Annotated in this window: 12 protein-coding genes and 1 pseudogene; 10 read left to right on the forward strand and 3 right to left on the reverse strand. The window is 64.0% G+C overall.

Annotated elements, in window-relative coordinates; translation table 11 throughout:
• Window positions 1-817, forward strand: an 817-nt coding sequence (locus CWO89_RS32560; RefSeq protein WP_130582592.1) for an electron transfer flavoprotein subunit alpha/FixB family protein, incomplete at its 5' end; no start/stop codon positions are given.
• A 241-nt stretch (window positions 818-1,058) separates the two neighbouring features.
• Window positions 1,059-1,940 (forward strand): 3-hydroxybutyryl-CoA dehydrogenase, encoded by an 882-nt coding sequence (locus CWO89_RS32565; RefSeq protein ID WP_130582593.1) that lies wholly within the window; start codon window positions 1,059-1,061, stop codon window positions 1,938-1,940.
• 117 nt (window positions 1,941-2,057) lie between these two features.
• On the opposite strand, the gene CWO89_RS32570 is transcribed toward CWO89_RS32565, so the two are convergent.
• Complete coding sequence (locus tag CWO89_RS32570) at window positions 2,058-2,441, reverse strand: chlorophyllide reductase (RefSeq protein ID WP_130582594.1); 384 nt, start codon at window positions 2,439-2,441, stop codon at window positions 2,058-2,060.
• 101 nt (window positions 2,442-2,542) lie between these two features.
• On the opposite strand from CWO89_RS32570, the gene CWO89_RS32575 reads away from it, so the two are divergent.
• From CWO89_RS32575 to CWO89_RS32585, 3 genes are all read left to right on the forward strand, one after another.
• On the forward strand, window positions 2,543-3,109 hold the full coding sequence (locus CWO89_RS32575) for a DUF2975 domain-containing protein (protein WP_165421421.1): 567 nt from the start codon (window positions 2,543-2,545) through the stop codon (window positions 3,107-3,109).
• A 7-nt stretch (window positions 3,110-3,116) separates the two neighbouring features.
• Window positions 3,117-3,332, forward strand: coding sequence for a helix-turn-helix domain-containing protein (locus CWO89_RS32580; RefSeq protein ID WP_130582596.1), 216 nt, complete (start codon window positions 3,117-3,119; stop codon window positions 3,330-3,332).
• Between the two features lie 66 nt (window positions 3,333-3,398).
• Window positions 3,399-3,587 carry a putative motility protein gene (locus tag CWO89_RS32585; protein WP_130582597.1) on the forward strand — a complete coding sequence of 63 codons (189 nt, stop codon included), beginning with the start codon at window positions 3,399-3,401 and terminating at the stop codon, window positions 3,585-3,587.
• A 96-nt stretch (window positions 3,588-3,683) separates the two neighbouring features.
• On the opposite strand, the gene tlpA is transcribed toward CWO89_RS32585, so the two are convergent.
• Window positions 3,684-4,361, reverse strand: coding sequence for a thiol:disulfide interchange protein TlpA (gene tlpA / locus CWO89_RS32590; protein WP_130582598.1), 678 nt, complete (start codon window positions 4,359-4,361; stop codon window positions 3,684-3,686).
• 120 nt (window positions 4,362-4,481) lie between these two features.
• On the opposite strand from tlpA, the gene argH reads away from it, so the two are divergent.
• The 4 genes from argH (at window position 4,482) to CWO89_RS32610 (ending at window position 8,159) form a co-directional block, all read left to right on the forward strand.
• Window positions 4,482-5,879: an argininosuccinate lyase gene (argH, locus tag CWO89_RS32595; RefSeq protein ID WP_130582599.1), complete on the forward strand. Its 1,398-nt coding sequence runs from the start codon at window positions 4,482-4,484 to the stop codon at window positions 5,877-5,879.
• Window positions 5,880-5,971: 92 nt separating this feature from the next.
• Complete coding sequence (lptM, locus tag CWO89_RS32600) at window positions 5,972-6,244, forward strand: LPS translocon maturation chaperone LptM (protein ID WP_245476685.1); 273 nt, start codon at window positions 5,972-5,974, stop codon at window positions 6,242-6,244.
• Between the two features lie 7 nt (window positions 6,245-6,251).
• Window positions 6,252-7,517: a diaminopimelate decarboxylase gene (lysA, locus tag CWO89_RS32605; RefSeq protein ID WP_130582601.1), complete on the forward strand. Its 1,266-nt coding sequence runs from the start codon at window positions 6,252-6,254 to the stop codon at window positions 7,515-7,517.
• Between the two features lie 414 nt (window positions 7,518-7,931).
• Window positions 7,932-8,159 (forward strand): hypothetical protein, encoded by a 228-nt coding sequence (locus tag CWO89_RS32610; RefSeq protein ID WP_130582602.1) that lies wholly within the window; start codon window positions 7,932-7,934, stop codon window positions 8,157-8,159.
• Between the two features lie 325 nt (window positions 8,160-8,484).
• Here the strand turns inward: CWO89_RS32610 and CWO89_RS32615 are convergent.
• Window positions 8,485-9,084, reverse strand: a pseudogene (locus tag CWO89_RS32615) (NAD(P)-dependent oxidoreductase); the annotation flags it as partial.
• A gap of 155 nt (window positions 9,085-9,239) precedes the next feature.
• Between CWO89_RS32615 and CWO89_RS32620 the strand changes: the two are divergent.
• Window positions 9,240-11,601 (forward strand): TIGR02302 family protein (locus tag CWO89_RS32620; protein WP_130582603.1); only part of this gene is annotated, 2,362 nt, incomplete at its 3' end.

The following is an 11,601-nucleotide window of genomic DNA, read 5'->3' on the forward strand; positions in this document are numbered from 1 at the left end:
CGCGGCCGAAACGGCGGCGAAGCTCGCTGGCGTCAAGAAGGTGCTGGTCGCTGAAGGCGAGGCCTATGCCCACGATCTCGCCGAGCCGCTTGCCGCGCTGATCGTCTCGCTAGCGCCGTCTTATGATGCGATCGTCGCGCCCGCGACCTCGCGCTTCAAGAACGTGATGCCGCGCGTCGCGGCCCTGCTCGACGTCATGCAGGTTTCCGAGATCATCAAGGTGGTCGCGCCTGATACCTTCGAGCGTCCGATCTATGCCGGTAACGCGATCCAGACGGTGAAGTCCAAGGACGCCAAAAAGGTGATCACGGTCCGTACCTCGACCTTCGCGGCGGCGGGCGAGGGCGGCAGCGCGCCGGTCGAGACGGTGGCGGCTGCGGCCGATCCCGGTCTCTCCAGCTTCCTCGGCGAGGAGGTTGCCAAGAGCGACCGTCCGGAGCTCACCTCGGCCAAGATCATCGTCTCCGGCGGCCGCGCCATGCAGAGCCGGGAGAATTTCGCCAAGTACATCGAACCGCTGGCCGACAAGCTTGGTGCCGGCGTCGGCGCCTCGCGCGCCGCGGTCGATGCCGGCTATGCCCCGAACGACTGGCAGGTTGGCCAGACCGGCAAGGTGGTGGCGCCGGAACTTTATGTCGCGGTCGGCATCTCCGGCGCGATCCAGCATCTGGCCGGCATGAAGGACTCCAAGGTGATCGTCGCGATCAACAAGGACGAGGACGCGCCGATCTTCCAGGTCGCCGATTACGGCCTCGTCGCCGACCTCTACCAGGCGGTTCCGGAGCTCACCGAAGCGCTCGGCAAGCTCGGAAAATAAGCAAAGAGAACACCGGCCGGATGGTTCAGCCCCGGCCGGTGTTCTGTTTTTGAATGGCGTTTTCCGGCGAAGCAGGTACCCTCTCGCCGAAGCATGATCTCTACCCGGAGCGCCGCGTTGGCGCTAAGGGGGCGCCGGTTTAGGAAAAGATCATGCACAAACGTAAGACTTGTCGGATATTGGGGACATTGTAGGGACTTGGGCTAGGCGCGATGGACGCGCTGTCCCGGTGGATGACAACATGACGGTCGCAATCAAGAAGGTCGGCGTGATCGGCTCGGGCCAGATGGGTAACGGCATTGCCCATGTGGCGGCGCTTGCGGGTTTCGACGTGCTGCTCAACGACATTTCCGCCGATCGCGTGAAATCGGCGCTCGCAACCATCAACGGCAATCTGTCGCGCCAGGTGGCCAAGAAGTCCATCACCGAGGAGCAGCGCAAGCAGGCGCTGTCCCGGATCGTCGCGACCGAAAGCCTCGACGAACTGGCGGATTGCGATCTTGTGATCGAGACCGCGGTCGAGAAGGAAGAGACCAAGCGCAAGATCTTCCACGATCTCTGTGCGATCCTGAAGCCGGAGGCGATCGTCGCCTCCAACTCCTCCTCGCTCTCGATTACGCGGCTCGCTGCCTCCACCGATCGCCCCGAGCGCTTCATCGGCATTCATTTCATGAATCCGGTGCCGCTGATGGAGTTGGTCGAGCTGATCCGCGGCATCGCCACTGATGATGCGACCTTCGACGCTGCCAAGACGTTCGTCGGCAAGCTCGGCAAGCAGGTCGCGGTATCAGAGGATTTTCCGGCCTTCATCGTCAACCGCATCCTGCTGCCGATGATCAACGAGGCGATCTACACGCTCTATGAGGGCGTCGGGAATGTCGAGGCGATCGACGCGGCCATGAAGTTAGGGGCCCACCATCCGATGGGCCCGCTGGAACTCGCCGATTTCATCGGGCTGGACACCTGTCTGTCGATCATGCAGGTGCTGCATGAGGGGCTCGCGGATTCAAAATACCGGCCGTGCCCGCTCTTGGTGAAATACGTTGAAGCCGGCTGGCTCGGACGCAAGACCCAGCGCGGTTTCTACGACTACCGCGGCGAGAAACCGGTCCCGACGCGCTAGCGTCTCCACGATTTGTAGGGTGGGCAAAGCGCAGCGTGCCCACCGTCAAGCATTCCGCCCGCAATGGTGGGCACACTTCGCTTTGCCCACCCTACACATCCGAGGATCGCGGAAGCGCTAATCGCTCAGGCGGCATCCGGCGCGCTTGAGCATGTCGCGCACGATGAGGGGCGTGGCTGCAGTCTCGGTTGATGGCGCCGTGTTGGGCGCGCCCTCGATCGCATCACGCGCATTTTTCGCATCAAGTGTGAGCCGCCGCGCGCAGGGCGGCAGCGGCAAACTTTGATCGCGCGCGGCATCAAGGAGCCATCCGGCGGTTTCGCCGGCAGCAGCAAGATAGGCCGTCAGCACCTGGCGCGCGGTGGGATTTGTCGCGGCCTGGTCCAGCATCGCTTTCACCTGTGCGACGGAGATCTGCGCGCGGGACGTGGACAGCTGGGCATGGGCAGCCGCGATCAAAACGAAAACGCTCGCGATACCGGCAGTGAGACGATTGAGCATGATTTTACTCCGAGCTCTGATGTTGACTTGCAGATAATTATTATCGTAAAACGATAATACAACGTCAACGACCCCGTCGGAGGTTCAGCATGATCACATCCTTGTCGCCGGAGCTTTCCCAGCCGGGGCCGCGGCCAAAGCGGCTCGAGCGCATCCGCGTCGTCAGCCGCATCCTGGCCCGTTCATGCATGGGTGTTTCAATCGTCCTGGCCGTGGCACTGGCGGCGTACTGGATGGTCAGCACCGATGAGGCCATCCTGCGCGACGCGCGGCTGGGCGGCATCGCGATCCGCCCGATCGGCTGGCCTGTCCGCCTGGCAGGCCTGGCGATTTCAGCCGTGCCGCTGGCGTGCCTGATCTGGGGATTGTTGCAGGCTCGCCGGTGTTTCGAGTCGTTCGCGGCGAATCGCTTCTTCACGCCCGAGAACAGCAGCCGATTGCGTGGTCTCGCGACCGCGATGCTTGCTTCGGCGGTCCTGAAACCGGTCGTCGGGGCCGCGCTCTCGGTGGTGCTGAGCTGGCAGACCTACGCGCAGGGCAAAGACCTTGTCATCAATCTCAGTTCCGATTCGCTGTTGGCGTTGCTGTTTGCCGGCCTGGTTTCCGTGACGGCCTGGGTGCTGGCGGAAGCCAATTCGATCGCCGAAGAAAACGCTCAATTCGTCTGAGGCAAACATGCCGATCCGAGTCCGGCTGAACGTGATGCTGGCCGAGCGCAACGTCAAATCGAAGGAGCTTGCCGAATATGTCGGCATCACCGAAGCCAACCTTTCCCTGCTCAAGCAAGGAAAGGTGAAGGGTGTCAGGTTCGATACGCTGGAGCGGATCTGCGCCTATCTCAAGTGTCAGCCGGGCGATTTGCTGCGCTATGAAAACGACGAGCCCGCGTAAGGCGGTCTGCAACACCAAGCTTTAACGTTCTGGCGCTATCGCCGTGCCGACAGAGGAGTACCGCGTATGGACATGATGAGCATGGTCTCGGGCATTCTGGCCATGCAGGCCGGCGGCCTGCAGTCGCAGATTCAGACCTCGATCATCAAATCCAATGCGGACGCCGAGAAATCCGCGGTCCAGACGCTCTTGGGTGCTCCGTCCACGGCCAACCTGGCCCCCGGCGTCGGCGGCAATATCAATCTGGTCGCCTAGAGCTTCGGCTCTGATTCAATCAGAACCGAGGCTTTAGATTCTTCTTTTGACGCGTTTTCTTCACGCGAACCGGTATCCACTTCGCTCGAAAACGCTCTAAATCCCCGCCGCGGCCGGCTGCACGGCGGCCGTGATCAGCTTCACCGCATCATCGCTCGCCCATTCGGCCGGCCCCGCGATGGTCGCGATCTCGCAGCCGTTGCCGTCGACCAGCATCGAGGTCGGCATCCCAAGTGCCTTGCCTATGCTCTTAAGATCTTGGAAAACCTTGGCTTTCGCGTCGCTGAAATAGCCGAGCCGGGTCAGATTGGCGTCTTTCAGGAAGTTCTTCGGCTTGTCGAAGTCGCGGGTGTCGATGTTGATCGCCACCACCTCGAAATCCTTGCTGCCGAGCCTGGCCTGCAGCGCGTCCAGCGCCGGCATCTCCTTGCGGCAGGGCACGCACCAGGTGGCCCAGAGGTTCACCAGCACGGTCTTGCCGCGCCAGTCGGACAGCTTCCTCGGCTTGCCCTCGGCGTCCTCGAAGGCGAGGTCCGGCACCCGCAGGGGTTTTGTCGCCATCGTCAGCGCGGCGAGTTGGCCCTGCGCCAGCGGGGTGAGCTTCTTCGCCAGATCGACCGCGCTGCTGCAGGCCGGGTCGCCGGCCGGGCCGCGTCGCATCAGCCCGCCAAATCCGGAGACGCCGGCATAGCCGATCAGCGCGCCGACCAGCACTGCGCCGATTACGAGCGGGATCCGGCGCGCGGCGCCACGGGACGGGGGAGTTTCGGGCATATCGTTTGTCATTCCGCGTCAGATATGGCTAAGCAGGGCCCGCGCCGGTGGCCGGTCGGTTTTGACGGTCGGGCGATCAAGGGCGGGCCTGAAGTTTTAAGAAGTCGTGAGCAAGCAATCATGAGCAACAAGATGTGGGGCGGGCGGTTCTCCGAACGTCCCGACGCGATCATGGAGGAAATCAACGTCTCCATCGACGTCGATCGTCACCTTTATGCCCAGGACATTGCCGCGTCCAAGGCCCACGCCGCGATGCTCGCTGCGCAAGGCATTATCACCGCGTCTGATGCGAAAAATATCGGCAAAGGTCTAGACACGATTTTGTCAGAAATCGACAAGGGGTCGTTCGATTTCAAGCGCGCGCTCGAAGATATCCATATGAACGTCGAGAGCCGGCTGTCGGAGTTGATCGGCCCGGCCGCCGGCCGGCTGCACACCGCGCGCTCCCGCAACGATCAGGTCGCGACCGACTTCCGCCTCTATGTCCGCGACACCATCGACGAGACCGATGCGGCGCTGGCCGCGTTCCAGCAGGCGCTGGTCGAGCGCGCGCTGGAACATGCCGGGACGGTGATGCCGGGCTTCACCCATCTGCAGACCGCCCAGCCCGTGACCTTCGGGCATCATCTGCTCGCCTATGTCGAGATGGCGGCGCGCGACCGCGGCCGCTTCGCTGACGCCCGCAAGCGGCTGAACGAATCGCCGCTCGGCGCCGCCGCACTCGCCGGCACCTCGTTCCCGATCGACCGGGCCGCGACGGCAAAAACGCTCGGCTTCGACCGCCCGATGGCAAATTCGCTCGATGCCGTCTCCGACCGCGATTTTGTCCTGGAAACCTTGTCGGCCGCCGCAATCACGGCCGTGCACCTGTCCCGCTTCGCCGAGGAGATCGTGGTCTGGACCTCGCCGCTGGTTGGCCTGGTCCGGCTCAGCGACAAGTTTACCACCGGCTCCTCGATCATGCCGCAGAAGCGCAATCCGGATGCGGCGGAACTGGTGCGCGCCAAGACCGGCCGGGTGATCGGCGCGCTCACCGCGCTGCTGATCGTGATGAAGGGCCTGCCACTCGCCTATCAGAAGGACATGCAGGAGGACAAGCAGGGCGCGATGGAAGCCTTTGCCGCGCTCTCGCTCGCGATCCGCGCCATGACCGGCATGGTCGAAGACCTCGTGCCCGACGAAGGGCGGATGAAGGCCGCAGCCGGCGAGGGCTATGCCACCGCCACCGACCTCGCCGACTGGCTGGTACGGACCCTGAAAATGCCGTTCCGCGAGGCCCATCACGTCACCGGCCGGATCGTGGCGCTGGCCTCGGAGCGGGGCGTCGCCCTCCACGAGCTGCCGCTGACCGCGATGCAGGAGGTCGAGCCGAAGATCACCGCCGACGCGCTGAAAGTGCTGTCGGTCGAATCATCGGTGAAAAGCCGCACCAGCTACGGCGGCACCGCGCCCAGGAATGTGCTTTCCCAGGCGAAGGCCTGGGCAAAGCGGCTGGAAAAACAGCGAAAATTGGGCTGAACGACAAATTTCGCTGCAATCTCATGGTTATCCGGGGGCTCGCCAGAGCAAATCAATGTTTGTATGGTGCGGCCCGCATTGGGGATTTCGTCGTGACCAGTAACCACCGCCTGACCCGGTCGGGATGGGCTCTCATCTTTGTCGGCGTTGCTGCGCTGACGCTTGGCGGCTGCGGACGCAAGGGACCGCTTGACCTGCCGCCGACCGCGAGCTCGGCGCAGACGCCGGCCGCGCCGGACGGCGATACCGAGACCCGGCGGGCAGCCGAGCCCAGCCTGTTCAATCCGAACTACGGAACGGATGCGCCGCCGGCCGCGGCCAAGGGTCGCCAGCGATCCTTCGTCCTCGATCCGCTTCTCGACTGAGCGCGCCATGAATCATTTCGACTATCGCAACGGCGTGCTGCACGCCGAAGGCGTTGACCTGTCCAAGCTCGCCGAGACCGTGGGCACGCCGTTCTATTGCTATTCGACCGCGACCTTGGAGCGCCATTACCGGGTGTTCACCGAAGCCTTCGCCGGCGAGAAGGTGCTCGTCTGCTACGCCATGAAGGCCAATTCCAACCAATCGGTCCTGCGCACCTTGGCAAAGCTCGGTGCCGGCGCCGACGTGGTCTCGGGCGGCGAATTGAAGCGGGCGCTCGCCGCCGGCATCCCGCCGTCGAAGATCGTCTTCTCCGGCGTCGGCAAGACCGAGGCCGAGCTGCGCGCCGCGCTTGCCACCGACATCCTCTGCATCAACATCGAATCCGAGCCCGAGCTCGAGCTGTTGTCGCGCCTTGCGGCCGAGATGGGCAAGACCGCGCGCATTTCGGTGCGCGTCAATCCCGACGTCGATGCCGGCACGCATGCCAAGATCTCGACCGGCAAGTCCGAGAACAAGTTCGGCATCCCGATCTCCCGTGCGAGAGATGTCTATGCCCGCGCCGCGAAGCTGCCGGGCATCGAGGTGCGAGGGGCCGACATGCATATCGGCAGCCAGATCACCGATCTCAGCAAGATGGAGACCGCGTTCCGGATTCTTGCCGAATTCGTCCAGACCTTGCGCGCCGACGCCCACAACATCTCGCATATCGATTTCGGCGGCGGCCTCGGCATTCCCTATTACATGGACCGCGAGGCGCCGCCGGCGCCGGACGCCTATGCCGCGATGGTCAAGCGCGTGACGCATAACCTCGGCTGCACCTTGATGTTCGAGCCGGGGCGGATGATCGTCGGCAATGCCGGCATCCTGGTCACCCGCGTGATCTATGTGAAGCATGGCGATGCCAAGAACTTCGTCATCATCGATGCCGCGATGAACGATCTGATCCGGCCGACGCTGTACGAAGCGCATCACGACATCCTGCCGGTGCGGCAGGCCAAGAAAGACGCGCCCATGATGGTTGCCGACGTGGTCGGCCCGGTCTGCGAAAGCGGCGACTATCTCGCGCTCGACCGTTCGCTGCCCGAGCCCAAGCCCGGCGATCTGCTGGCGATCATGACCGCCGGCGCCTATGGCGCGGTGCAGTCCGGCAGCTACAACACGAGGCCCCTGGTGCCGGAAGTGCTGGTCAAGGACGATCAGTATGCCGTCGTGCGCCCGCGCGTCGAGGTCGAGGCGCTGATCGCGATGGACAAGCCCGCGCCGTGGCTGTGAGCGGCGATCGGGAATTAATTCATTTAAACGTTCGTCGCGATTTAACAGCTTGTATAATTCAGCTTAACGATCGGAAAATCCGCACGACAGCGGAAATTTTCAATAACCAGGCCTCCCGGACGAATTCCCGGTGGAGTGCGGAAGCTTGGGGAGCCGTTTTGAGCTCCTGACGGACACGCCTGCGCAGCTTTGCCTTAACAGAACGGTGATCACACCATCTCACAGCCGCGGAGCAGCGCCCGCCGTCTCTCGGTGCGACTGATAAGTCTCGGAGACGGCGTAGTATTTTCACTTTTTGCCCCGTACGCCTGCGTCATTTTCGCATGCCTGCCATTTAAATATTAAATGTCCGTTGACAGGTATTTAAATTCGAGTGAGATTAATATTATCAAATACGGCTGTGTGGGTGTAACAATGTCATTGCCAGGCTGGGTTCTCGCGATTTTCCTCTTGATGGCGGCGGCGGTGCCCGCCGGTGTGTACTTCACGGCCACGCTGTTCTTCCCTCCCGACCAGGTCTACACCTATGTCGGCCAGGGAACGTATCGTGGCGCGCCCGGCCCGCTCGCGGGCGCAGGACTTCCCTTCCTCGTCGCTGCAGGCGTCTATTGGTACGTCAGGCGCCGTCGCAACTCGAAATAGCGCTTGCGCTGTTAGGCGCCACAAAAGCGACCGACACAAAACATCTTCGTGGAAATCGCAAAGACCGCCGCGAGGCGGTCTTTCTTTTTGACTATGGCGGTCTTTATTTTTCGATCTGAGCGTCACCTTGCTCAGTGTCGTCCCCGCGAAGGCGGGAGTCCCATAACCACAGGATGGTGTTTTAGTGCGAGCAAGCGGTTGCAGATTCGCACGTCACTAAACCCTGTGGTTATGGGTCCCGGGTCCCGGCTTCGCCAAGAGGCTTCGCCGCGGCGCGCAAGCCCGGGACGACAGCTACCCCGGGATGACATCTTGCTTCGATGGCTCACTTCGCCGCGTGACTGCCCTTTGCGCCACCGACCACGACGCCCGCCGCTTTCTCAATCGGCTTGATCGCGGAGGTGAAATCGGATTCCGCGCCCGTTTCGCGGATCACGGTTTCCCAGAGGCGGCCGACGGCTTCGGCGACTTCCATCGACAGGCCGAGCGACTTCATCTCTTCCACGCACAGCCGCACGTCCTTCACCATCAAGCCGGTGGCGAAGCCGAAATCGAACGTGCGCGGCAGCACCGAGCGCGGAAACTTGTCGCGGCTCGCCGTATTCATGCCCGAGCCCGCATTGATGACATCGATCATCACGGCCGGATCGAGCCCGGACTTCACGCCCATCACCACCGCTTCCGAGGTCGCAACCATCGCAGTCGCCGACAGGAAATTATTGGCGAGCTTCATCGTCTGCCCCGAGCCCGGCTTTTCGCCGATGAAGAACACCTTGCCGATCACGCCGAGCGCCGGCTTCAGCGCCTCGTAGTCCGCACGCGGACCGGAGACCATCACCGCCAGCGTTCCTTTTTCGGCACCGCCGACGCCGCCGCTGACGGGGCTGTCGATCTGCACGATGTTGCGCTTCGCCAGGAGGCCATGATCTGGGGTTGTGGTGGCAGGACGTTACGGGGTCGCTCACGCGCAGTCACGCCTTCGTGTTATGCGTAATTCCACGTGTGGGTTGCCGGAACGGAACGGGTGCCTCATTGCCGCCCTTGTGGTAAGGTGACCTGTCGGGCAACCCGGAGATTTTTTTGAGCGGCGACCCCACTGAACCCGCGCGCGAGCATAACGCCGTCGCGCGGCTAAAATTGACCGAAGCGCTGCAGCGGGCACAATACGCGATCGCGTGGGAGCGCGCGTGGCCGCATCTGGCCCGGTTTCTGACCGTCATCGGATTGTTCCTGGTGGTTTCCTGGGCCGGACTCTGGCTGGCGCTGCCGCTTGCGGTACGCCTGGCCGGCGTAGGCCTGTTCGCGCTGCTGGCGCTGGCCGCGCTGCTTCCGCTGGTTCGCTTCCGCTGGCCGACACGCGAGGAGGGCTTGAGCCGGCTCGATCGCGGCACCGGCATCCGCCATCGTCCGGCGACCGCGCTGACCGACACGCTCTCGAGCCAGGACCCGGTCTCGCAGGCGCTGTGGCAGGCACAGCGCGAGCGCACGCTGGCCTCGCTCAAGCGCATCCGTGCCGGCCTGCCATCGCCGCGGCTTCCGATCCACGATCCCTGGGCACTGCGGGCGCTGGTGATCGTGATGCTGGTTGCCGCCTATATCGCCGCGGGCGATGAGCGTTCTCTCCGTTTCGCCTCCGCCTTCGATTGGAATGGCGTGCTGGCGCCGACCAATATCCGGGTCGATGCCTGGGTGACGCCGCCGAACTATACCGGCAAGCCGCCGATCATCCTGTCATCGGCGAACCGGGAAGCGGCTGCCGCCGAGAGCGGGCCATTGGCGGTTCCCGCCGGCAGCACGCTTTTGGTGCGTTCCAGCGGCGGCAATATCGATGTCGTGGTCGGTGGCGGCGTGGCCGAGGTCGCTCCGAGCGGGGAGGCGCCGAAGGGCACCAACGAGCGGCATTTCAAGATTGCAGGCGACGGCACCGCGCATGTCCGCGCGCCGGCCGGCCAGCCGCTGTGGCGTTTTACCGCAACGCCTGACCGTCCGCCGTCGATCGCCCTGGCCAAGGATCCGGAGCGCCAGGCGCGCGGCTCGCTGCAATTGTCCTACAGGCTCGAGGACGATTACGGCGTCACCGAAGCGCGCGCGCAATTCGTCGCGCGTCCGGGCGATGCACCGAAGGACCCGAGCCAAGCGGGAACCCAGGCCGGGACCAGGACGGCAGAGGTGCGGCCGCTGTTCGAGCCGCCGCAATTCCCGCTCGTGCTGCCGAACGCGCGCACCCGCAATGGCGTCGGCCAGACCGTCAAGGATCTGAGCGAAGACCCCTATGCCGGCGCCGATGTGACGCTGACGCTGACGGCAAAGGACGAGGCCGGCAATGAGGCCAAGAGCGAACCGTTCAACATGCGCCTGCCGGAGCGGTTGTTCACGAAACCGCTGGCGCGGGCGCTGATCGAGCAGCGCCGCATTCTCGCGCTCAACGCCAACAGGAACGCCGATGTCAACGCCGCGCTGGACGCGCTGTTGATCGCGCCGGAAATGTTCACGCCCGAGGCCGGCACCTATCTCGGCCTGCACAGCGTGGCGCGGCAGCTCGAGGCCGCCCATACCGACAACGCGCTGCGCGAGGTCGTCGCCAGCCTGTGGGCGCTTGCCGTCACCATCGAGGACGGCAACATCACCGACGTCGACAAGGCGCTGCGCGCGGCGCAGGACGCGCTGAAGCAGGCGCTGGAGCGTGGCGCGAGCGACGAGGAGATCAAGAAGCTCACCGACAATCTGCGCGCGGCGCTCGACAATTTCATGCGCCAGCTCGCCGAGCAGTTCCGCAACAACCCGCAGCAATTGGCGCGCCCGCTCGATCCCAACGCCAAGGTCCTGAGCCAGCAGGACCTGAAGAACATGCTCGACCGCATGGAGCGGCTGTCGCGCTCCGGCGACAAGGAGGCGGCAAGGCAGTTGCTCGATCAGCTCCAGCAGATGCTGGAGAACCTGCAGATGGCGCAGCCCGGCCAGAGCGGCGACAACGACATGGAGCAGGCGCTGAACGAGCTTGGCGACATGATCCGCAAGCAGCAGCAGTTGCGCGACAAGACCTTCAAGCAGGGCCAGGATTCGCGACGCGACCGCATGCGGGGCAAGCAGGGCGATCAGTCCATGGGCGACCTGCAGCAGGATCAGCAGGCGCTACGTGACCGGCTGCAGAAGTTGCAGGAAGAGCTCGCCAAGCGCGGCATGGGTCCCGGCCAGCGCGGCGAGAAGGGGCAGCGCGGCCAACAAGGACAGCAGGGCCAGCAAGGTCAGCAAGGTCAGGGCGGCCAGGAGGGCGATCAGGGCGACGGCGAGGACGGGCTCGATCAGGCCGATTCCGCGATGGGCGATGCCAGCGGCCGGCTTGGCGAAGGCAATGCCGACGGTGCGGTGGACTCGCAGGGCCGCGCGCTGGATGCGCTGCGCAAAGGCGCGCAGAGCCTCGCCGAGGCGATGCAGCAGGGTG

Origin of the sequence: Bradyrhizobium sp. Leo170, from assembly GCF_004296405.1 — a bacterium.
Taxonomy (GTDB): domain Bacteria; phylum Pseudomonadota; class Alphaproteobacteria; order Rhizobiales; family Xanthobacteraceae; genus Bradyrhizobium.

Coding starts and splice junctions, on each gene's coding strand:
- CWO89_RS32565 (WP_130582593.1), top strand. CDS start 1,059: ATGACGGTCGCAATCAAGAAGGTCGGCGTGATCGGCTCGGGCCAGATG.
- CWO89_RS32570 (WP_130582594.1), bottom strand. CDS start 2,441: ATGCTCAATCGTCTCACTGCCGGTATCGCGAGCGTTTTCGTTTTGATC.
- CWO89_RS32580 (WP_130582596.1), top strand. CDS start 3,117: ATGCCGATCCGAGTCCGGCTGAACGTGATGCTGGCCGAGCGCAACGTC.
- CWO89_RS32585 (WP_130582597.1), top strand. CDS start 3,399: ATGGACATGATGAGCATGGTCTCGGGCATTCTGGCCATGCAGGCCGGC.
- tlpA (WP_130582598.1), bottom strand. CDS start 4,361: ATGCCCGAAACTCCCCCGTCCCGTGGCGCCGCGCGCCGGATCCCGCTC.
- argH (WP_130582599.1), top strand. CDS start 4,482: ATGAGCAACAAGATGTGGGGCGGGCGGTTCTCCGAACGTCCCGACGCG.
- lysA (WP_130582601.1), top strand. CDS start 6,252: ATGAATCATTTCGACTATCGCAACGGCGTGCTGCACGCCGAAGGCGTT.
- CWO89_RS32610 (WP_130582602.1), top strand. CDS start 7,932: ATGTCATTGCCAGGCTGGGTTCTCGCGATTTTCCTCTTGATGGCGGCG.